The organism is Pseudonocardia sp. N23, assembly GCF_002583555.1.
Lineage (GTDB): Bacteria > Actinomycetota > Actinomycetes > Mycobacteriales > Pseudonocardiaceae > Pseudonocardia.
The window spans coordinates 20,477-41,179 of record NZ_BEGX01000001.1; the positions used below are offsets into that span (position 1 = coordinate 20,477).

Here is a 20,703-nt window from a genome sequence, read left to right on the forward strand (position 1 = left end):
GCGGGGTGATGCCACCGAACTCTTTGCGGCGGACGTGCACCACGGCCGCACCGATCAGCACCAGGGCGAGCGCGGCACCGGCGATCGGGGTGAGGTCGGGCACGATCCCGAGTGCCCAGGGCAGGACCAGGCCGATCGCGCCGAGCACCTCGACGAGCCCGATGAGTGTGACGGCGTTGTCGCTGAAGTCCTCCGGCCACGCCACGTTGCCCGAGACGAGGTCCTTGCGACTGCGGGTGAGCTTCGTGCCACCGGCGCCGAGCATCGCCAGAGCCGGCAGAATCTGGACGATCCACGCCGCGACTCCCACGACACACCTCCTGAGTCGAGCGTTCGATCGAGGTGACGACCTCTTGGAATTGAAGCTTCAAGTCAAGTCACGCCTCGGTTACGCTGACCGGGTGAGCACGCCTGTGGACCCCGATCCGGCCGCCGGGCCCGAGACCCGCTGGCTCGACGGCGCCGAGCTGCAGAGCTGGCTCTCGTTCAGCGGAATGCTGCTGACGCTGCCGGGGTTCCTCGACGCCCAGCTCCAGCGCGACCAGGACCTGTCGCTGTTCGGCTACCTCGTGATGGCCGGTCTGTCCGACGCGCCCGAGCGCACACTCCGGATGAGCGAGCTGGCCGTCCTCACCCAGGGGTCGCTGTCGCGGCTGTCCCACGCCGTCGCGAAGCTGGAGCGCCACGGCTGGGTCGTGCGCCGCCCCTGCCCGACCAACGGCCGCGTCACGATCGCGACGCTCACCGGCGCCGGCGTGGAGAAGCTGGCCGCTGCGGCGCCGGGGCACGTGGCGGCGGTGCGGCGGCTGGTCACCGACCCGCTCGGGCCGGACCTGTTCGCCGAGCTGGGGGAGGCCTCGCGCCGGATCCTCGACGTCACGACGGGCCCGGGCTACCCGGCGATCCCGCGCCGGACCGACGCGGGGACGTGCGGTGGGTCCTGACCGCACGACCGAAGAGCCTGCACACCGCTGCTGCGGCGGCTAGTTTGCGGCCATGACGGGCAGGATCGTGCTCCTCGGCGCCACCGGGTACACCGGCGGGCGCACCGCGCAGGCAATGGTCGACCGAGGCCTCGGCCCCGTGCTCGCCGGCCGCGACCCCGACCGGCTGGCCGGGCTCGCGCAGCGGCTGGGCGGGCTGCTCACCGCCCACGCCGACGTCACCGACCCCGCCTCGATCCGCGCCCTCGTCGAACCCGGCGACGTCCTGGTCTCGACGGTCGGGCCGTTCCTGCGTCTCGGCGGCCCCGCGGTCGAGGCGGCGATCGACGCGGGCGCGGTCTACCTGGACTCGACGGGCGAGCCGCCGTTCATCCGTGCGGTCCACGAGACGCACGGACCCGAGGCGGCACGCACGGGCGCGGCGCTGCTCACCGCGTTCGGCAACGACTACGTCCCGGGCGTGCTCGCGGGTGCGCTGGCGCTGCGGGACGCGGGGGAGGAGGCACGGCGCGTCGATGTCGGCTACTTCCTCAGCGGCGGCGGCCGTGGCCGGGCGTTCTCCCGCGGCACCGTCGACTCCGTCGTCGGCGTGATGAACCGGCCCGCCTACGCATTCCGCGAGGGTGGGCTGCGCGAGGAACCGGGCGCCTCCCGGATGCGGACGTTCGTCGTCGACGGCCGCCCGAAGCCCGGCGTGACGATCGGCGCGTCCGAGCAGTTCGCGCTGCCGCGGCTGGCGCCGGGCCTGCGGACGGTCGACGTCTACCTCGGCTGGTTCGGCGCGGCGAGCGGGGCGATGCACGCCGCGAGCCGCGTGACGCCGCTGCTGGGCAGGATCCCGGGGAGCACGGCGTTGCTGCAGAAGGTCGTCGCCAGGATGCCTGCCGCGCCGAACGCGGCGACCCTGGGGCGGACGACGTCGCACTTCGTCGCCGAGGTCTTCGACGGCACCGGCACGCTGCTGGCCCGCACGCACCTGACCTCGCCCGACGGGTACGCGATCACCGCCGACCTGCTGGCGTGGGGGGCGGGCCGGGCGGCCGAGCACGGCGTCGACGGCGTCGGTGCGCTCGACGCGGTGGGGGCGTTCGGGCTCGACGCGCTCGTCGCCGGTGCCGCCGAGGCGGGCATCGTCGCAGTTCAGCCCGGCGAGTGATCGTCGACGTCACATCAGCGCCGTCCTGGCGGCGCGCTACTCTCCGCGACGATGAACGAGCGGTTGCAGCGCAGGGTCCTCGACAGGGAGACCGCCGGCGCCCTGCGGATGCCCGACCCGACCCTCGGGCCGGTCCTGTCCCTGGTGCGCCGGCTGGCCGTCGCCCTGGGGGCGCTGTTCGCCACCGCCCTGATCGTCTGGCTGTCGCGTGAGGGCTACGTCGACAACAACGACGACGGCAGCGGCATCTCGTTCCTCGACGCCCTCTACTACGCGACCGTCTCGCTCTCGACGACCGGCTACGGCGACATCGTGCCGGTCACGAACGCGACGCGGCTGGTCACGACGGTGGTCATCACACCGTTGCGGCTGCTCTTCCTCATCGTCCTGGTCGGCACCACCGTGGAACTGCTCACGGAACGCTCGCGCCAGGCGTACCGCATCTCCCGCTGGAGGTCACGCGTGCGCGACCACACGATCGTCGTCGGCTACGGCACCAAGGGCCGCGCCGCGGTCGACACGCTGCTCGGGGACGGTGCGGACCCGTCGGAGATCGTCGTCGTCGACACCGACCGCACGCAGCTCGACGCGGCGTCCGCGCTCGGACTGATCACCGTGAACGGCAACGCGACCCGGTCGAGCGTGCTGCGCGTCGCGGGAGTGCCGTACGCGTCGGCGATCGTGATCGCGACGAACCGCGACGACACCGCGGTGCTGGTCACGTTGACCGCGCGCGAGCTGGCACCGAAGGTCACGATCGTCGCGGCCGTCCGGGAGTCGGAGAACGTGCACCTGCTGCGGCAGTCCGGCGCGAACTCGGTCATCGTCTCGGCGGAGACGGCGGGCCGGCTCCTCGGTGTGGCGACCACGACCCCGAGCGTCGTCGAGGTCATCGAGGACCTGCTCACCCCCGACGCGGGCTTCGCGATCAGCGAGCGGCCCGTCGAGGAGACCGAGATCGGCGGTTCGCCGCGGCACCTGCCCGACATCGTGCTGGGCGTGGTGCGCAACAACGTGCTCGTCCGGGTCGACTCGGCGGCGGTCGACGCGCTGGAGCGCGGCGACCGTCTCCTCTACGTGCGCAAGGCGTCCCCGGCCGACGAGGACGACTGATCCCGTGAGCGGCGAGGGTCGCCGCAGCGACTGCTGCCACTCACGAGCGCGGAACGCGTGCCGTTCCGTCCCCGTGCCGGTCTGCGTCATGGTGCCCCGACCAGCTCCCTGACGACGCCGATCGCCGCGCCCCGCAGCGCCGCGTCCCGGGCGACGGCCGCGCGCAGCACCCGCACCGGCGGCCGGGCGAGCACCCGGGCCCGCAGCGCGGCACCGACCCGTTCGACCAGCGCGTCCCCGAGCCGGGCGTAGACCCCGCCGAGGACGACGGCGGGCAGGTCGAGCAGGTTGACCGCTCCCGCGAGCGCGACGCCCAGCGCGTCGGCGGCGACGTCGAGCGCGGCCCCCGGCTCCCGGACCAGCTCGTCGACGTCGGCCGCCCCCGCGGCGCGCAACAGCGCGGTGACCCCGGCGACGGTCTCCAGGCAGCCGGTCCCGCCGCAGGTGCAGGCGCGCCCACCGGGGTCGACGACGACGTGCCCCAGCTCGCCGGCCCGCCCACCGGCACCGTGGAACAGTCGCCCGTCGAGGACGATGCCGGCGCCGACACCCACACCCCCGGACACGAACAGCATGTCGCGCAGGGCCTGCCCGTCCCACAGCTCGGCGAGCGCGGCGAGGTCGGCCTCGTTCGTCGCGCTCACCGGGGCCTCGACGAGGCTGCCGAACAGCTCGGCGACGCCGACGTCCTGCCAGCGCGGCAGGTTGGGGGCGCGCTGCAGCACCCCGTCGGGGGTGACGACGCCGGGCAGCGCCACCCGCACCCCGGCGACGGGCAGCCCGGCCTCGGCCACGACGTCGCGGACGATGTCGGCGGCCCGGCGCAGCCCGTGGGCGGGGTCGTGGCGCCGATGGTCGGACGGGACGCGGCGGACGGCCCGGACGGTGCCGGTGAGGTCCGCGACGCAGGCGCCGACGTCGTCGACGCCGATCTCGACGCCGACCCCGCAGGGCCCCGACGGGTTGAGCTGCAACGGGTTCGCGGGCCTGCCGCGACCACCGCGCGGTGCCTCCCGTTCGACGAGCATGCCGTCGGCGAGCAGGTCGTCGACGAGCGAGGAGACCGTCCCGCGGGTGAGGCCGGTGTGTGCGGCGACGGCCGCCCGCGACGCCGGCGCGCCCGCCACCGCGGTGAGCACGAGCCCACGGTTGTGCCGGCGCACTGTTGCCGGACCCGCCGGATGCGCCTCGGACGGGAGCGGTGTCACGTGAGCCGTGGTGCGGTCATGTCGCGGACGGCGGCGTAGCGCTCGCGGACGGCCGGGGTCGGGTCGGCCTCGTGGACGACGGTGCCCGCGGCCTCCCACTCCGGAAGATCGCCGGTGAGCACCCACGCGGCCTGCCGGGCGGCGCCGTCGGCCACGTGGTCGCCGGGCGTGGGGACGACGACGGGCCGGCCGAACACCGCCGGTGCGATCCGGGCGACGGCCTCCGAGCGGGCCGCCCCGCCGACCAGCAGGATCCGCTCGACGGGCACCTCGGCCGCGACCAGTGCGTCGAGGGCGTCGGCGAGCCCGCACAGCAGCCCCTCGACGGCGGCGCGTGCGAGGTACTCCGGTGCGGCCGTCGTCAGGGTGAGGCCGTGCAGCGACCCGGTCGCATCGGGCCGGTTGGGGGTGCGTTCCCCCTCCAGGTACGGCACGAGCACCAGACCACCGGCGCCGGTGGGACAGCGAAGGGCGAGCCGGGAGAGCTCGTCGTGGTCGACGCGCAGCAGGGTCGCGGCGGCGTCGAGGACGCGGGCGGCGTTGAGGGTGCAGACCAGCGGCAGGTGTTCGCCGGTCGCCGACGCGAACCCCGCGATGATCCCGGTCGGATCGGCGGTCGCGACCGGGCTGATCGCGCTGACGACGCCCGAGGTCCCGAGCGAGACCACGACGTCGCCGGGCCGCGCGCCCAGCCCGAGTGCGGCGGCGGCGTTGTCCCCGGCGCCCGGCCCGAGCATCCCGCCGGGGGACTCGGCTGGTCCCAGTACCCGCGGAAGCGCCACGTCGCGCCGCCCGAGGGCCCGTTCGAGCAGGTCGAGGCGGTACTCGCCGGTCGTCGGCGAGAAGTAGCCGGTCCCGGAGGCGTCGCTGCGGTCGGTGGTGAGGTCGGTGATGTCGTCCGTCCCGCGCAGCCGCCACGTGAGCCAGTCGTGGGGGAGGGCGACCGCGGCCGTCGCGGCGGCGTTGTCGGGCTCGTGCGACGCGAGCCACCGCAGCTTCGTGACGGTGAACGACGCCACCGGCACGCTGCCCACCGCGTCCGCCCAGGTCTGTGCCCCGAGCTCGGCGACGAGCTCGTCGGCCGCGGCGGCGGAGCGGGTGTCGTTCCACAGCAGGGCGGGCCGGACCACCGACCCGGACGCGTCGAGGCACACCATCCCGTGCTGCTGGGCGCCGATCGAGATCGCGGAGACGTCGTCGAGCCCGCCCGCCGCGGTGAGGGCGTCCTGCAGGGCGGACCACCACGCGTCCGGGTCGACGGAGGTGCCGGCCGGATGTGGCGCGACCCCGCGCCGGACGAGCGCGCCGGAGGCGGCGTCGCGCACGACGACGGTGCACGACTGCGTCGACGAGTCGACCCCGGCGACAAGTGTGGCCGTCATGTCGAAGCCCAGGTCCCGCCACTCACAGGGGTCACCTCGCCCCCAGCACGTGCTCCAGCGCCAGCTGGGCGAGCTTCGCGTAGCCGTAGCCGCGCTCGGCCTCCTTGTCGGCGTCGTAGTCCTCGAAGGCGCTGCGGTCGGCGAGCAGGTCGGCCACCGTCTCGCCCTCGTTGAGGGTCGGTTTCCCCAGGTCCGCGACGCCTGACACCGCGAGCGCCTCGACCACCTCGGGGTCGGCGCGGAAGGCCGCGGCGCGCTCGCGCAGCAACAGGTAGGTGCGCATGTTGGCGGCGGCGGAGTCCCAGACGCCGACGATGTCCTCGGTGCGCAGCGGCTTGTAGTCGAAGTGCCGCGGGCCCTCGTAGGCCGGACCGCCGCCGGGGGCGCCGTTCTCGATCAGGTCGACGAGGGAGAAGGCGTTGAGCAGGTCGCCGTGGCCGAAGATCAGGTCCTGGTCGTACTTGATGCCGCGCTGGCCGTTGAGGTCGAGGTGGAAGAGCTTGCCCGCCCACAGCGCCTGTGCGATCCCGGCGGAGTAGTTGAGCCCGGCCATCTGTTCGTGCCCGACCTCGGGGTTCACCCCGACGATGTCGCCGTGCTCCAGCTCGGCGATGAACGCCAGCGCGTGCCCGAGCGTCGGCAGCAGGATGTCGCCGCGGGGCTCGTTGGGCTTGGGCTCGATGGCGAACCGGATGCCGTAGCCCTGCTCCTTGACGTATGCGGCGAGCATGTCGATGCCCTCGCGGTAGCGGTCGAGCGCGGCCCGGATGTCCTTGCCCTGGTCGACCTCGGCGCCCTCGCGGCCACCCCAGAACACATACGTCGACGCGCCGAGCTCGGCGGCGAGGTCGAGGTGGCGCAGCACCTTGCGCAGCGCGAACCGGCGGACGCCGCGGTCGTTGCTGGTGAACGCCCCGTCCTTGAAGACGGGGTGGGTGAACAGGTTCGTCGTCATCATCGGGACGACGAGGCCGGTCTCGTCGAGCGCGCCGCGGAAGCGGGCGATCAGCCGGTCGCGCTCTCCCGTGTCGGTGCCGAAGGGGACGAGGTCGTCGTCGTGGAACGTGACGCCCCATGCGCCCAGGTCCGAGAGCCGGTGGACGGACTCGACGGGGTCGAGCGCGGGACGTGTGGCGTCGCCGAACGGGTCGCGGGCGGGCCAGCCCACGGTCCAGAGCCCGAAGCTGAACCGGTCCTCGCGCGTCGGCTGCGTCGCCATTGCCGCTCCTTTTGTTCGACGTCCGAACTAATAGGGGAACGGTAGCGTGCCGTCCGTGCGTCTGGCCACATGGAACGTGAACTCCGCCAAGATCCGGCTCCCGCGGCTGCTGCCGTGGCTCGACCAACGCAAGCCCGACGTCGTCTGCCTGCAGGAGACGAAGGCGTCCGACGCCGAGTGGGCCGAGACCTACGACGCGGAGCTGCGCGAGCGCGGCTACGAGGTCGCCCACCACGGGCAGGGGCGCTGGAACGGCGTCGCGATCCTGTCTCGCGTGGGCCTCGACGACGTCGAGCGCGGCCTGCCCGACGAGCCCCGGTTCCCCGACGACGACTCCTCCCCCGAGGCCCGCGCCCTGACCGCGACGTGCGGCGGGCTGCGGGTGACGTCGGTCTACGTGCCCAACGGCCGCACCCCCGACGACCCGCACTACGCCTACAAGCTCCGCTGGCTCGACGCGTTGCAGGCCATGGTCGCCGACGGCCCGACCGCCACGAGCGTCGTCGCCGGGGACATGAACATCGCCCCCACCGACGCCGATGTGTGGGACCCGTCCCTGTTCGTCGACGCCACCCACGTGACCCCCGCCGAGCGCAGGGCACTCGACGGGCTGACCGGTCTGGGCCTGCACGACGTCGTGCGTGACCGCTGGCCGGGCGAGCGCGTCTTCTCCTACTGGGACTACCGCGCGGGTCGCTTCCACCAGGACAAGGGCATGCGCATCGACCTGGTCCTCGTCGGCGGCGACGCCGTCGACAGGGTGCAGGCCGCGTGGATCGACCGCCAGGCGCGCAAGGGATCCGGCCCCAGTGACCACGCCCCGGTGATGGTCGACCTCGACGAGGCGCCCGACGGCGACATCGGTCCCGTCGTGCCGCCGCCGACGACCCCGGCGAAGCTCCCGCACCTCGGCTGAAGTCGACCCGATCGAGCTGTTTCGGAGCGGTTCGGTGCGCACGATCGTTAATCCGGATGGAGTATTGCCCGCGACGATGATCGCCGACCCAGACGTGGAGTCCCCCATGAGCTACCGACGCGGCCGCATCGCCGCAGCAACCCTGATCGGATCGTTCGCCCTCCTGGGCGCGTCGGCCTGTTCCGCGGGTACCGATGCCGACGCACCCGCCCCCGGCGCCACCCCGCTGCCCACCGCCTCGGCGTCGGCCCAGCCCGGCGCGGGCGGCCAGGCCACCGAGGCCCAGCGCGCCGCGTTCGGCCAGGCCCACCAGGGCGCGCTGGCGCTCATCGCGCTCGGTGGCCTCGGCACCAACCAGGGCGACGGCGACCAGGTCAAGGGCCTCGCCCCTGACGTGACGTCGAACGGCCAGGCCCTCGACCAGGCGATCCGCGACCAGGCCACCGCCCAGGGCGTCGCGCTGACCGATGGGCTCAGCTCGGCACAGCAGCAGGTGATCAACGACCTGCAGGCCCGGAACGGCCAGCCGTTCGACCAGGCCTGGCTCCGCGCCGCGCTCGACATGGAGCAGCAGGCCCGCGACGCCGCCAACGCGATCCTCAACGACCCCAACGCCTCCCCGGAGGCCAAGAAGGCCGCCCAGGACGCCCTCGCCGGGCTCGACGCGCTGAAGACCCGACTCACGTCGGCATCGACCTCGTCGGGTGCGGCCGACCCCGGCTCGGTGAACGCGGGCACCGGCGGCCAGGCCGCCGAGGGCGACGACGTGCTGCCCATCGCCCTGATCGGCGGCGGCGCAGCGCTGCTCGCCGGCGCGGGCCTCTACCGGCGCCGCAGCCGCGCCTGATGACCTCCCCCACCGAGCCCGGCACCACGGCTGATCCGGAACCGCCGTCACGTCGGGCTCGGCGGGGTGCACGGATGTGGGTCGCCGCGGTCGGGGCGGTGTGCGTCGCCGCCGGGGTGGCGCTGCTGCTCGTGCGACCCGCGCACGACGTAGGGGTCGTCCCGATGGCCCCGCCCGCCGCGGCCGCGCAGACGGCGCCGGGCGTCGTCCCGGCGACGGTGACGATCCGCGGCGTCGACACCCCGGTCGTGCCGGTCGCCACCGCGCCCGACGGCTCGCTCACGCTGCCCGAGCAGCCCACGACCGTCGGCTGGTGGTCGCCGGGCGCGCTGCCCGGCTCGGCGGCGGGCTCGGTCGTGCTGGCCGGGCACGTCGACTCCCGGGTCGCGGGCCTCGGCGCCTTCGCCGTGTTGCGCGAGCTCGAGGTCGGGGAGCGGGTCACCGTCCGCGGCGCCGACGGTCGCGACGTCGGCTACGAGGTCGTCGCACGCCGGGAGTACCGCAAGGCCGAGCTGCCGTCGGACGTGTTCGACCGCGGCCGCGCGGCACGGCTCGTCCTCATCACCTGCGGCGGTCGCTTCGACCCGGCCACCCGCAGCTACGACGACAACGTGGTGGTCTACGCGACCCCCCGGTGAGTGCCCGGGCGTCCGCCCGTGCCGGGTACGGTCTTCGACCGTGAGCACCGATCAGCAGGCCCCTGAGTTCGCCGCCGTCCGCGCCGCCGCCGAGCGCGCCGCGGCGGCTGCACCAGGGGTCCGCGCGGCCGGCGGCCCGGCCATCGACGCCGCCCTGCGCGAGGCTGCCGCGCTCCTGCGCGACCGCGCCGGGGTCCTTTTGGCCGCCAACGGAACCGACGTCGAGGCCGCCCGCCACAACGGCATGGCCGCGGGACTGCTCGACCGGCTCACCCTCACCCCGGAACGGCTGGCGGACATGGCCGTCCAGCTGGAGGTCCTCGCCGACACCCCCGAGCCGCCCACCGAGCGCGAGGTCCGCACGCTCCCGTCGGGCGAGCGCGTGCTGGAGCGCCGGATCCCCGTCGGCGTCATCGGCGCGGTGTTCGAGGCCCGCCCCAACGTGACCGTCGACGTCGCCTCCCAGGTGCTCAAGGCGCGCAGCGCCGCCGTCCTGCGCACCGGTGCCGCGGCGCTGGGCAGTGCGACGGCGCTGGTTGAGCAGGTGATCGCGCCCGCGCTGGAGGCCAACGGCGTCCCGGCGGCGGCGGTCCAGCTGGTCCCGACACCTGGTCACGCCGGCGCCGACGCGCTCGTCGGCCTCCCCGATCTCGTGCCGCTGGTCGTGGTGCGCGGCAGCGGCGAGGTGACGCGGCGGCTCTCAGCGCTGGGGGCGACGGCCGGCACCCGCGTGCTGGCCCACGCCGACGGCGGCGGCGTGCTGTACCTCGACGCCAGCGCCGAGCCCGGCGACGTCGCCCGGCTCGTGGCCGACGGCACCGACCGGCTCGGCGTCTGCAACCGGCTCAACCTCCTGCTGATCGACCGCCCGGTCTACGACGCGCTGCTGCCCGTCGCGGAGAAGGTGCTGACGGACAACGGGATCGCGCTGAGCCTGCCCCCGCACGCGCACCGCCTCGGCCATGAGTGGGCGCTCGACCCGGGCAGCGAGGCGCACGTGACGGTCCAGCCCGTCGACGGGGCCGTCGACGCCGCGCACACCGCCGCCCGTGAGACCAGCGGGCTCGCTGCGACGGTGTGCGCGCGCGACCAGGCCGCGGCCACGGCGTTCATCGACGCCTACACCGGCACCGGCGTCTTCTGGAACACGACGACGCGGCTGCTCGACGGATACAAGCTGCTCGGCCTGCCGGAGACCGGGATCAACGTCGACCGCACCCCGGGTCCCCGCGGCCCGGTCACCTACCCGGACCTGGCCCTGCGCCAGTTCGTCGTCCTGCCGCCCGCGTAGAACATCCGCCGAGCTCGACACCAGGCTGGTTCGGTCGCCCCGAACCAGTCCCACGTGGAACTCGGCGCGATGGGGCACCGGGCGGACCGCCCGATCCCGGCGGGGCCGGCGGAGGCTGTGGACAGTGCGGGGCGGGTGTCGGGGCCGAGGGTTAGTGTCAGTCCTGTGTCGATCGAACTCCACCGCGCGACGCTCGCGAACGGCCTGCGTGTCCTGCTCGTACCCGACCCCGCCACACCGGTCGTCGGGGTCGCCGTGCACGTCGACGTCGGGTTCCGCTCGGAACCGGAGGGGCGCACCGGGTTCGCGCACCTGTTCGAGCACCTGATGTTCCAGGGCAGCGAGAGCCTCGAGAAACTGGCGCACTTCCGCCACGTCCAGGGTTCGGGCGGGGTGTTCAACGGCTCGACCCACCAGGACTACACCGACTACTTCGAGGTCCTCCCGGCCGCGGCGCTGGAGCGGGCGCTGTTCCTGGAGGCCGACCGGCTGCGCGCCCCGAAGCTGACGCAGGAGAACCTCGCCAACCAGATCGACGTGGTGAAGGAGGAGATCCGGCTCAACGTGCTGAACAGGCCCTACGGCGGGTTCCCCTGGATCCTGCTGCCGCCGGTCCTGTACGACACGTTCCCCAACGCGCACAACGGTTATGGCGACTTCTCGGAGCTTGAGCAGGCGGGCCTCGACGACGCGGCGGCCTTCTTCGACACCTACTACGCCCCGGGCAACGCGCAGCTGACGGTGGCCGGGCCGATCGACGTCGACACCACGATGGCGTTGGTGGAGAAGCATTTCGGCGACATCCCGGCACGCCCGACGCCCGCGCGGCCGAGCTTCTTCGAGCCGGTCCCGGGGGCGGAGCGCCGCCAGGCGGTGCCGGACGCGCACGCGCCGCTGCCCGCGCTGGCGATGGGGTTCCGGATGCCCGACCCCGCCACCGATCTCGACGGCTACCTCGCGCACGTGCTGCTGGCGTCGGTGCTGGGCGACGGCGAGGCGGCGCGGCTGCAGCGCCGGCTCGTGCACGCCGACGGGCTGGTCACCGACGTGTCGGCCAGCGCCGGGCTGATGGGCTCGCTCGACGCACGCGACCCCGACACCTTCACCGTCACCGCGGTGCACCCGGCCGCGGTCGAGCCCGACAAGGTCGTCGGTGCGGTCGACGAGGAGCTGGAGAAGCTCGCGGCCACGCCGCCGAGCACCGACGAGCTGGCCCGCCAGGTGGCGCGCTGGTCGGCGTCGCTGCACCAGGAGAACGACCGCGTGATGTACCGGATGCTCGGCCTGGGTGCGCGCGAGCTGCTCTACGGCCGCGCCGAGATCACCCTGGAGCTCACCGACCGGCTCGCCGTGCTGACCCCGGCACAGGTGGCCGCCGCGGCGGGTGCGCTGCGCGGCGCCGGCCGCGGGGTGCTGCTCGTCGAGCCCGGTGCGCAGGACACTCAGGAGGACGACGCGTGACCGCCGTGACGACGCACCGCACCGCCGAGGAGATCGGCCGCACCACCGCGGGGCCGCGGGAGCTGCCGCCGCTGGGCGAGACGCGCGAGGTGCCGCTGCCCGACGTCGTGGAGCGGACGCTGCCGTCGGGCCTGCGGGTGCTGGCCGCGCACCGGCCGGGCGTGCCGATGGTCGAGGTGCGGATGCGGGTGCCGTTCGCAGCACGCACGCCGGAGCACCCGGCGGTCGGCGAGCTGCTGTCGTCGACGCTGCTCACCGGCACCGCGTCGCGTGACCGCGTGGAGATCGACGACGAGCTGGCCGCCGTCGGCGCCGACCTCGGGGTGAGCATCGACCCGGAGCGGCTCTCGATCGGCGGGTCCGGCCTGGCCGAGGGGCTGCCGCGGATCCTGGGCGTCCTCGGCGACGTCCTCACCGCCGCCACGCACCCCGACACCGAGGTGGCCCGCGAACGGGAGCGGCTCGCCGAGCGGATCGCCGTCGCCCGCGCCCAGCCGCGGACGATCGCGCGAGAGGCGTTGCAGCGCAAGCGGTTCGGCGACCACCCGATCACCAGGGAGATGCCGGGGGCCGACGAGGTCGCCGCCGTCACCGCCGAGCAGGTGCGCGCGCTGCAGGCCGCGTCGCTGGTGCCGGGCGGGGCGATCCTCACCCTCGTCGGCGACATCGACCCCGACGCCGCGATCGACGAGGTCGCCGGCGCGCTCGCCGGCTGGACGGCCGACCACCTCGCCCACGAGCTGGAGGCGCCGCCGCTGCCCGAGCCGGGTGACCTGCTGCTGGTGCACCGGCCGGGGTCGGTGCAGTCGCAGCTGCGGCTCTCGGGCCGGGCGCTGCGCCGCGGCGACGACGGCTACGCGGCCCTGCAGCTGGCCAACCTCGTCTTCGGCGGGTACTTCTCCTCGCGCTGGATGGAGAACATCCGCGAGGACAAGGGCTACACCTACGGCGCGCACTCCGGGATGGAGTTCGTCCCGGGTGGCTCGCTGCTCGGGGTGGAGACCGACGTCGCCAGCGACGTGACGGCCGCCGCGCTGCTGGAGACCCGCTACGAGCTGGGCCGGATCGTGGCGGTGCCGCCGACGCCCGCCGAGGTCGAGGCGGCCCGCGCGTACGCGATCGGCTCGCTGCTGATCTCGCTCGACAGCCAGGGCGGCCTCGCGGGGATGCTCACCTCACTCGCGGCCGACGGGCTCGACGTCGACTGGCTGCGCGCCCATCCCGGCAGGCTCTCGGCCGTGACCGTGGACGAGGTGGCCGCCGCGGCACTGGAGTTCTTCGCACCGTCGACGTTCACCGGTGTGGTGGTGGGCGACGCCGATGTCATCGGTGCCGGCGTCCGCGCGCTCGGCGGGATCACCGGACCGTGAGCGCCGCGTTCGAGCTCGTGCAGCCCCCCGTCCTGTCCCGGGCCGCCGCCCTGCGCGACGAGCCCCTGCGCACCGACACCGCACGCCAGCTGGCGGGCTGGGCGTCGGCGCGCATCGTGGTCGTCGACGACAAGGGCCGCACCCCGGTCGGCTGGGACGCCGCGCCGGAGGCCGTGTTCCGTGAGGGCGACGCCGCGGCGTGGGACGCCGCGGCCGGCTCCGGGGTCACGCTGCGGACCCGGCCGTCGGCGGGGGACAGCCCGCCCGAGGGCGCGGTCCTGCTGGGGGAGGCCGACGGCGTCGCCTATTGGGCTGTGCGCGGGCAGCCGGACCTGGTCGCGGGCGACGATCCGGCCGAGTGGGCCGACCTGCGTGCCGTGGGCGCGGAGCTCGACGCGCTCGGCGCCGGCCTCATGACCACGGCTGTCGCCTCACTGAGCTGGCACGACAACGCGCGGTTCTGCGCGCGCGACGGCTCGCCCACGCACACCCGCAACGGTGGCTGGGTGCGTCGCTGCGAGGCCAACGGTCACGAGGAGTACCCGCGCACCGACCCGGCGGTGATCTGCCTGGTGCACGACGGCGCCGACCGGGTGCTGCTGGCCCGCCAGCCGGTCTGGCCGCCGGGGCGCTTCTCGGTGCTCGCGGGCTTCGTCGAGGCGGGGGAGTCGCTGGAGGCGTGCGTCGCCCGCGAGATCGCCGAGGAGGTGGGCATCGACGTCACCGACATCGGCTACCTGGGCAGCCAGGCGTGGCCGTTCCCGCGGTCGCTGATGGTGGGGTTCCAGGCCGTCGCCGACCCGGACCAGCCGCTCGTGCCCGCGGACGGCGAGATCGAGGACGCGCTCTGGATCACCCGCGACGAGCTGCGCGAGGGGCTGTCCCGGGGCGACTGGGCGGGCACGCCGGACGAGGCGGACCGCAAGGTCGTCCTGCTGCCGGGCAAGGTGTCGATCGCCCGGTCGATGCTGGAGTCGTGGGCGGCGCGGGACTGAGCGGCACGGAGCCGCGGACCGTGCCGCCACCCACGACCCGGGGCCGGTCAGACGACCGGCACGTCCAGCTTGGCCTTGACCTGCGCGAACGAGGGGTTGGTCGCGGTGGTGTCGTCGGGGAACACCACCGTCGGCACGGTCTGGTTGCCGCCGTTGACACCCTCGACGAAGCGCGCCGCGTCGGCGTCACGTTCGATGTCGATCTCCCGGTACTCGATCCCCGCCTCGTCGAGCTGGAGCTTGAGGCGGCGGCAGTAGCCGCACCACTGGGTGGAGTACATCGTCAGCTGGGCCATGACCTGGTCAACGGCCGGACGCGCACTTTGCTTCCAGCACCGTCGTGTGCTGCCCCTCACCTGCAGGTGGGAGGTGCGCGCAGCTGTCGGGGGTCTTTGCGAGGATGGCCGACGTGACCGCCGACCCCTTGGACGCACTCGACGAGGAGCAGCTGGCGGCGGTCACGGCGCCGCGCGGCCCCGTGTGCGTGCTCGCGGGCGCGGGCACGGGCAAGACCCGGACGATCACCCGCCGGATCGCGCACCTCGTCGGCACCGGCCACGTCGCGCCCGGCCAGGTTCTCGCCGTCACGTTCACCGCGCGCGCGGCCGGTGAGCTGCGCACCCGGCTGCGCGCGCTGGGCGCGGGCGGGGTGCAGGCGCGGACGTTCCACGCCGCGGCCCTGCGGCAGCTGCGCTACTTCTGGCCGCAGGTGGTGGGCGACCGGCAGTGGCAGCTGATCGAGCACAAGCTGCGCGCGGTCGGACAGGCCGCGGTGCGGGCCAAGGCGGGCACCGACCAGGACTCGGTGCGCGACCTCACCACCGAGATCGAGTGGGCCAAGTCGAGCCTGATCACCCCCGCGGAGTACCCGGCGGCCGTCGCGCGGCTGCGCCGCGACACCCCGGGCCCGGCCGAGCAGGTCGCGGCGGTCTACGCGCAGTACGAGGAGCTGAAGAACCGGGCCGAGATGCTCGACTTCGACGACCTGCTGCTGCACACCGCGGCCGCGCTGGAGGAGCACACGGCGGTCGCGGAGGAGTTCCACGACCGGTACCGCTGCTTCGTCGTCGACGAGTACCAGGACGTCACGGCCCTGCAGCAGCGGGTGCTCGACGCGTGGCTCGGCGACCGCGACGACCTCACCGTCGTCGGCGACGCGAACCAGACGATCTACACGTTCGCGGGCGCGACGCCGAAGCACCTGCTGGAGTTCCCGCGCCGCTACCCGGAGGCCGTCGTGGTCCGGCTGCAGCGCGACTACCGCTCGACGCCGCAGGTCGTCGCCGCGGCGAACACGCTGATCTCGGCGGCGCGCGGGCGCGTCGCCGGGTCCCGCCTGCGGCTGGAGGGCCAGCTGCCGCCCGGCCCCGACCCGGACTTCACCGAGCACGCCGACGAGCCCGCCGAGGCCGTCGCCGCGGCCCGCCGGATCACGCGGCTGATCGCCGACGGCACCCCGGCCGCGGAGATCGCCGTCCTGTTCCGGATCAACGCCCAGTCCGAGGTCTACGAGCAGGCGCTGGGCGACGCGGGTATCCCGTTCCAGGTCCGCGGCGGGGAGCGCTTCTTCAACCGTCCCGAGATCCGGCGCGCCGTCAGCATGCTGCGCATGGCGGGGGCCCGGGGCGGCGACGACCTCGTGGCCGACGTCCGGACGCTGCTGGCACCGGTCGGCCTGACCGACGAGCCGCCCGCAGGCGCCGCCGCCCGCACCCAGTGGGAGTCGCTGCTCGCGCTGGTCGGGCTGGCCGAGGAGCTCGTCGCCGTGCGCGAGGGCATCGACATCCAGGGCTTCGTCGCCGAGCTCGAGGCTCGCGCCGACGCCTCCCACCCGCCGACGGTCCAGGGCGTCACGCTCGCCTCGCTGCACGCGGCCAAGGGCCTGGAGTGGGACGTCGTGTTCCTCGTCGGGCTCGTCGACGGGACGCTGCCGATCCAGCACGCCGAGGGCGACGACGAGGCGATCGAGGAGGAGCGGCGGCTGCTCTACGTCGGTATCACGCGGGCGCGGCGGGTGCTGTCGATGTCGTGGGCGCTCACCCGCGCGGCCGGTAAGGGGCGTCAGCGCCGCCGCAGCCGGTTCCTGCACGGCCTCATCCCCGACCACCACCCGGCCTCGCGGATCGCGGCCGACCGGTCCGGCGGACACAAACCGCGCTGCCGCGTCTGCGGCTCGCCGTTGCTCGGCGCGGAGGCGATGAAGATGCGCCGTTGCGGCGACTGTCCGTCCGATGTGGACGTCGAGCTGCTCGACCGGCTGCGCACCTGGCGGGCGGCGGCGGCCAAGGAACAGCAGGTACCGGCCTACGTCGTGTTCACCGACGCGACGCTCGCCGCGATCGCCGAGCACCGCCCGACCGACCGGGCCGCGCTCGTCGGCATTCCGGGGATCGGGGCCCGCAAGCTCGACCGCTACGGCTACGAGGTCCTGGCCCTCGTCGCCGACAAGCGATGATTCTCGATGCAACTTTTTAAATAGGTTGTGCGGCCCCGCGGCGCACTTCTAAAGTCGATGGCACCGGTCGGGAGCAGTCCCCGTCGGACCGCCTGGACGCGAAGGGGAGGTGCCACATGAACACGATCATGACGATCGGCGGCTTCGGCACCTCCGCCTGCACCGGCACCCGCATCAGTGGTGCCCGTCTGCGTGTCGCGGAGCAGGGCGTCGTCGCGCGAGCGTACCCGCAGCACCAGCTGCCGGTCGTGTCTCGCGTCGCGCTGCCGAAGCTCGTCGATAACAGCACAGGTGTGTCCGCATCCGGGCGTCGTCTCCGAACGTAGGTATCGACCCCTAAGGCCGAGTCTCGTCGACAAGGGCCGCGGAACCCCACACACCTGGGCTCCGCGGCCCTTTTCGTTGTGTCGCAAAGAAAATTTTCCACCGATCACATCTCTCACCAGGAGTCAGTGGTGCTACTGGGATCAGCTCCGTTGGACGCCGGAGCACTCACCCCCGACCTGGCAGGCGGCGACACCGCCTCGGGTGTCGGGCTGTTGTTGGACGCGGCTCCGGCCGCGGGTCTGGACCTGCCCTGTCGTTCCGGTGACGCGGACCTGTGGTTCGCCGAGTCGCCGATGCAGCTGGAGCAGGCGAAGGCGCTGTGCGGCGGCTGCCCGATCCGGGCCGAGTGCCTGGCGGGTGCCAAGAGCCGTGAGGAGCCCTGGGGGGTCTGGGGCGGGGAGATCTTCGAGCGTGGTGCGGTGATCCCGCGCAAGCGCCCGAGGGGCCGCCCCCGCAAGACCGACCTGGAGCGCGACCGCGCGTACTACGCGGCCGTCGGCGCCTGACCGGACACCCCCGCACGACCCGTACACCCGAACCCGAACGCCCCGAACGCCCCGAACGCAGAGGAGAAGCCGAGATGAACGACCTCACGCCGGCAGCCGCCGTGTCCCCCCACCAGACCGTGACCGACGGCCGGCGACCGGCCGGGACCACAGAGGGAACCACGATGCTGATCCATGAAGCCCTGGCTCGATCGCGAAGGCAGGAGGCAGAGGAACAAGCCCGCCGCTACCGGCTGGTGCGTTCCGTGGCCGCGGGCCGACGCTGGGCGCGGCTGGCTCGATACGCCGACCAGCGCGCCAAGCGCAGCGCAGAACGCGCCCGCGCCTCCGCCTGCTGACCCGCGGGCCCACGGCGCACCTGCTACCGGCGCCGTGATGCGATGACGCCCGCCCCCGGACCACAGGTCGGGGGCGGGCGTCGACACGTCCGGGGGCGTTCCTGCAGAAGAGCCGTCAGCTTCCCGCGGCCGGCGCGTCGTCGTCGGTGAACAGCTCCGGCTGCCAGTGCCCGACGATCCCGCGCAGCGGCACCTCCGCGCCGAGCTGGCAGAGCACGCCCAGGGTGCCGAGCGTGACCCGGTGCACCAGCAGGTACTGCGGCGGCAGGTTCAGCAACCGGCCCGTGTCGAACTCCGGGCTGCGCAGGTCGCCGACTCGTTCGGCCTGGCTGCGCAGCCACTCCCGGCTGAACCGGAACGTCGGCGTGCCCAGAGGGTCGGTGAACGGCGACAGGTAGGCCATCGCCTCCTCGGCCGTGACCTTCGTGTCGGGCTTGACGAACCCCTCCGCGACCATCAGCGCCATGAGGTCGACGTGCCTGCGCTGCAGCGCGTATCGCGTCATGATCGTCAAGGGCCGGGGCAGCCCCTCGGGCAGCCGCGCGACGGCACCGAAGTCGAGGACGAGCAGCCGTCCGTCGTCGACGAGCTGGAAGTTGCCCGGGTGCGGGTCGGCGTGCAGCAGGCCCAGCCGCGCGGGCGCGGAGTAGTGGAACTCCGCCAGGAGCGCGCCTGCCTCGTCGCGACGTTCCTGCGTCCCGCCGCGGATGATCGACGACATCGGTGTGCCGGTGACCCACTCGGTGACCATCGCCCGCGGTGCCGACGCGACCACCTTGGGCACCCGGACCTTGTCGTCGCCGTCGAACTCGGCCGCGAACCTCCGCTGGTTGTCGGCCTCGTCGCGGTAGTCGAGCTCCTCGACCATCCGCTCGCGCATCTCCTCGATGAGCGGCTTGATCTCCATGCCGGGCGCGAGCGGCTGCAGCAGACGGCTCATCCGCGACAGCTGCCGCAGGTCCGACAGCACGGCCTCCTCGGCCCCCGGGTACTGCACCTTGACGGCGACGTCGCGGCCGTCGTGCCACACCGCACGGTGCACCTGGCCGATGCTGGCCGCGGCGGCGGGCGTCTCGTCGAACTCCTGGAAGCGGCTCGGCCAGTTGCGCCCGAACTGCTCGGCGAGCATCCGCTGCACCTCGGCGAAGGGCATCGGCGGCGCCGCGGACTGCAGCTTCGTCAGCGCCTCGCGGTAGGGCTCGGCGAACTCCTCCGGGACGGCGGCCTCGAACACACTCAGTGCCTGCCCGAACTTCATCGCGCCGCCCTTGAGCTCGCCGAGGACGACGAACAGCTGTTCGGCGCTCTTGGCCATGAGCTGGGCGGAGATCTGGTCGGCGTCGCCGCCCACGAGCCGGCGCCCCCAACCCGCCGCCGCCCGCCCGGCGACGCCCAGCGGCAGTCCGGCGAGCTTGGCGGTCCGGGACACGGTCCGTCGGGGGATGTCGGTCACGCCTCGATTGTCCCCCGACGAGGCCCCGCCGTGCATTCCGCGCCACGGCGCGCCTGGGGAGCCGCGTCGCCCGCGCGCTGGGCGCCCGCGCCGGCGCACGGACATCCGGAATGCCGTGACCAGCGACGACGTGCCGTGACGGCGGCCGCGACGTCGATCTCGACGGTTGCGCCGAGCGCCGCAGGTGGGTCGACGGTGCCGTCCGTCACGGCGAGCACCTGCGCCGTGGCCATCCCGATGGTCGCGACGACGGTCGGTGCGTCGGCGGCCGCCCGCAGCCGGGCGAGGCGCGGCGCGAGCCGTCCCCACTCCGGGTCGCGGTCGGCGCGGTGCCGGTCGAGGCACTCCAGGCACGCGCTGCGCCCCGGGAGCACCAGTGGCCCGACGACGCCGCGGCCGTCGCGGGTGCGGGCCTGCAGGTGGGCGACACCCATCGCCACCAGGCCACGGACGGTGACGGGGTCCGATGCGGCGACGTCGGCGAGCACCACGAGGTCCGGGACGGTGCGTGCGGGCAGCCGCGTCCGGATGCCGGGTGCGACCCGGCGCAGCGCCGCCGCCGCGGCCGCAGCCCGTGAGCGGCCGCGGTCCTCGTCCAGGTATCCGGTGCCGACGTCGCCGCGCTCCACGACACCCCCGGCCACGACCTCGACCGTGCCGACCCCGGCCGCCGCCAGCCCGCACGCCACCCCGACCGCGATCGCGCCGTCGCCGTGGACCCGTACCGCCGCACCCACGCGCCGCCGGGCCGTCCGCATGGCCTCGTCGGCGTCGACGACCGCGCCGCAGGCCAGCAGGTCGACGACCATCGCGACGGCCTCGGCCGGGTCGGCGCCGGCCGCGACCGCCCGGGCCAGCACACGGTCGCGGCGGGCGGGCCTGGTCAGCTCGTCGAGCAGCGCGGCCAGGGGCGGGGTCAGCTCGTCGACGACGACCGCCGTGCCCGGCGAGAGCCCCACGACGCGGGTGCCGGGCCCTCGTTCGAGCAGCGGCCGGTGGGGATCGACGACGAGCACGGCGGGCAACGCGGCCCGGCTCCCGGTGGTGGTCATGGCGCCGATCGTCGTCGTGCGGCGCCGCCCGT

General features: G+C 74.3%; 19 protein-coding genes and 1 pseudogene. 13 read left to right on the top strand and 7 right to left on the bottom strand.

The annotated features are described in order from the left end of the window. Positions 1-61: 61 nt before the first annotated feature. A pseudogene (locus TOK_RS33685) lies at positions 62-265 on the bottom strand (DoxX family protein); the annotation flags it as partial. Between the two features lie 136 nt (positions 266-401). Here TOK_RS33685 and TOK_RS00075 point away from each other — a divergent pair. From TOK_RS00075 to TOK_RS00085, 3 genes are read left to right on the top strand one after another with little or no spacing between them, the layout of a single operon-like run. Then, positions 402-944, top strand: a complete 543-nt coding sequence (locus tag TOK_RS00075) for a MarR family winged helix-turn-helix transcriptional regulator (protein WP_098955674.1) — start codon at positions 402-404, stop codon at positions 942-944. A 52-nt stretch (positions 945-996) separates the two neighbouring features. Beyond that, positions 997-2,100, top strand: a complete 1,104-nt coding sequence (locus tag TOK_RS00080) for a trans-acting enoyl reductase family protein (protein ID WP_098955675.1) — start codon at positions 997-999, stop codon at positions 2,098-2,100. 51 nt (positions 2,101-2,151) lie between these two features. Beyond that, entirely contained in the window at positions 2,152-3,213 is a 1,062-nt protein-coding gene (locus TOK_RS00085) for a TrkA family potassium uptake protein (protein WP_098955676.1), read from the top strand. Positions 3,214-3,299: 86 nt separating this feature from the next. Here TOK_RS00085 and TOK_RS00090 read toward each other — a convergent pair whose 3' ends face one another. From TOK_RS00090 to xylA, 3 genes are all read right to left on the bottom strand, one after another. Next, positions 3,300-4,352 (bottom strand): ROK family protein, encoded by a 1,053-nt coding sequence (locus TOK_RS00090; RefSeq protein ID WP_253258091.1) that lies wholly within the window; start codon positions 4,350-4,352, stop codon positions 3,300-3,302. A 65-nt stretch (positions 4,353-4,417) separates the two neighbouring features. Further along, a complete protein-coding gene (locus TOK_RS00095) occupies positions 4,418-5,803 on the bottom strand; it encodes a xylulokinase (protein ID WP_098955678.1) in 1,386 nt (461 codons plus the stop codon). Positions 5,804-5,834: 31 nt separating this feature from the next. After that, positions 5,835-7,022 carry a xylose isomerase gene (gene xylA, locus TOK_RS00100; RefSeq protein WP_098955679.1) on the bottom strand — a complete coding sequence of 396 codons (1,188 nt, stop codon included), beginning with the start codon at positions 7,020-7,022 and terminating at the stop codon, positions 5,835-5,837. A gap of 46 nt (positions 7,023-7,068) precedes the next feature. Between xylA and TOK_RS00105 the strand changes: the two genes are divergently transcribed. The 7 genes from TOK_RS00105 (at position 7,069) to nudC (ending at position 14,540) form a co-directional block, all read left to right on the top strand. Next, entirely contained in the window at positions 7,069-7,938 is an 870-nt protein-coding gene (locus tag TOK_RS00105; protein ID WP_098955680.1) for an exodeoxyribonuclease III, read from the top strand. A 106-nt stretch (positions 7,939-8,044) separates the two neighbouring features. Further along, complete coding sequence (locus TOK_RS00110) at positions 8,045-8,785, top strand: DUF4142 domain-containing protein (protein ID WP_172457324.1); 741 nt, start codon at positions 8,045-8,047, stop codon at positions 8,783-8,785. A gap of 74 nt (positions 8,786-8,859) precedes the next feature. Next, positions 8,860-9,423 carry a class F sortase gene (locus TOK_RS00115; protein ID WP_172457325.1) on the top strand — a complete coding sequence of 188 codons (564 nt, stop codon included), beginning with the start codon at positions 8,860-8,862 and terminating at the stop codon, positions 9,421-9,423. A gap of 40 nt (positions 9,424-9,463) precedes the next feature. Beyond that, complete coding sequence (locus tag TOK_RS00120; RefSeq protein WP_098955683.1) at positions 9,464-10,714, top strand: aldehyde dehydrogenase family protein; 1,251 nt, start codon at positions 9,464-9,466, stop codon at positions 10,712-10,714. Positions 10,715-10,879: 165 nt separating this feature from the next. Then, complete coding sequence (locus tag TOK_RS00125; protein ID WP_172457326.1) at positions 10,880-12,175, top strand: pitrilysin family protein; 1,296 nt, start codon at positions 10,880-10,882, stop codon at positions 12,173-12,175. After that, the gene (locus TOK_RS00130) at positions 12,172-13,545 is read left to right on the top strand and encodes a pitrilysin family protein (RefSeq protein ID WP_098955684.1); all 1,374 of its coding nucleotides are present in this window, start codon (positions 12,172-12,174) and stop codon (positions 13,543-13,545) included. The genes TOK_RS00125 and TOK_RS00130 overlap by 4 nt, the downstream gene beginning before the upstream one ends. Then, positions 13,542-14,540 (top strand): NAD(+) diphosphatase, encoded by a 999-nt coding sequence (nudC, locus tag TOK_RS00135; protein WP_098955685.1) that lies wholly within the window; start codon positions 13,542-13,544, stop codon positions 14,538-14,540. The genes TOK_RS00130 and nudC overlap by 4 nt, the downstream gene beginning before the upstream one ends. Positions 14,541-14,587: 47 nt before the next feature. On the opposite strand, the gene TOK_RS00140 is transcribed toward nudC, so the two are convergent. Continuing rightward, positions 14,588-14,836, bottom strand: coding sequence for a mycoredoxin (locus tag TOK_RS00140; RefSeq protein ID WP_098955686.1), 249 nt, complete (start codon positions 14,834-14,836; stop codon positions 14,588-14,590). A 104-nt stretch (positions 14,837-14,940) separates the two neighbouring features. Here TOK_RS00140 and TOK_RS00145 point away from each other — a divergent pair, with 104 nt between their 5' ends. The 3 genes from TOK_RS00145 (at position 14,941) to TOK_RS31450 (ending at position 18,166) form a co-directional block, all read left to right on the top strand. After that, positions 14,941-16,995, top strand: a complete 2,055-nt coding sequence (locus tag TOK_RS00145) for an ATP-dependent DNA helicase UvrD2 (RefSeq protein ID WP_098955687.1) — start codon at positions 14,941-14,943, stop codon at positions 16,993-16,995. Positions 16,996-17,471: 476 nt separating this feature from the next. Further along, positions 17,472-17,828, top strand: a complete 357-nt coding sequence (locus TOK_RS00155) for a WhiB family transcriptional regulator (protein ID WP_098955689.1) — start codon at positions 17,472-17,474, stop codon at positions 17,826-17,828. 74 nt (positions 17,829-17,902) lie between these two features. Beyond that, a complete protein-coding gene (locus TOK_RS31450) occupies positions 17,903-18,166 on the top strand; it encodes a hypothetical protein (RefSeq protein WP_141566223.1) in 264 nt (87 codons plus the stop codon). Positions 18,167-18,281: 115 nt separating this feature from the next. Here the strand turns inward: TOK_RS31450 and TOK_RS00160 are convergent, their stop codons facing one another. Both TOK_RS00160 and TOK_RS00165 read right to left on the bottom strand, forming a co-directional pair. After that, entirely contained in the window at positions 18,282-19,655 is a 1,374-nt protein-coding gene (locus TOK_RS00160; protein WP_098955690.1) for an AarF/ABC1/UbiB kinase family protein, read from the bottom strand. Then, entirely contained in the window at positions 19,616-20,671 is a 1,056-nt protein-coding gene (locus tag TOK_RS00165) for a ThiF family adenylyltransferase (RefSeq protein WP_172457328.1), read from the bottom strand. Before TOK_RS00165 ends, TOK_RS00160 begins: the two co-directional genes overlap by 40 nt. Between the last annotated feature and the right edge of the window lie 32 nt (positions 20,672-20,703).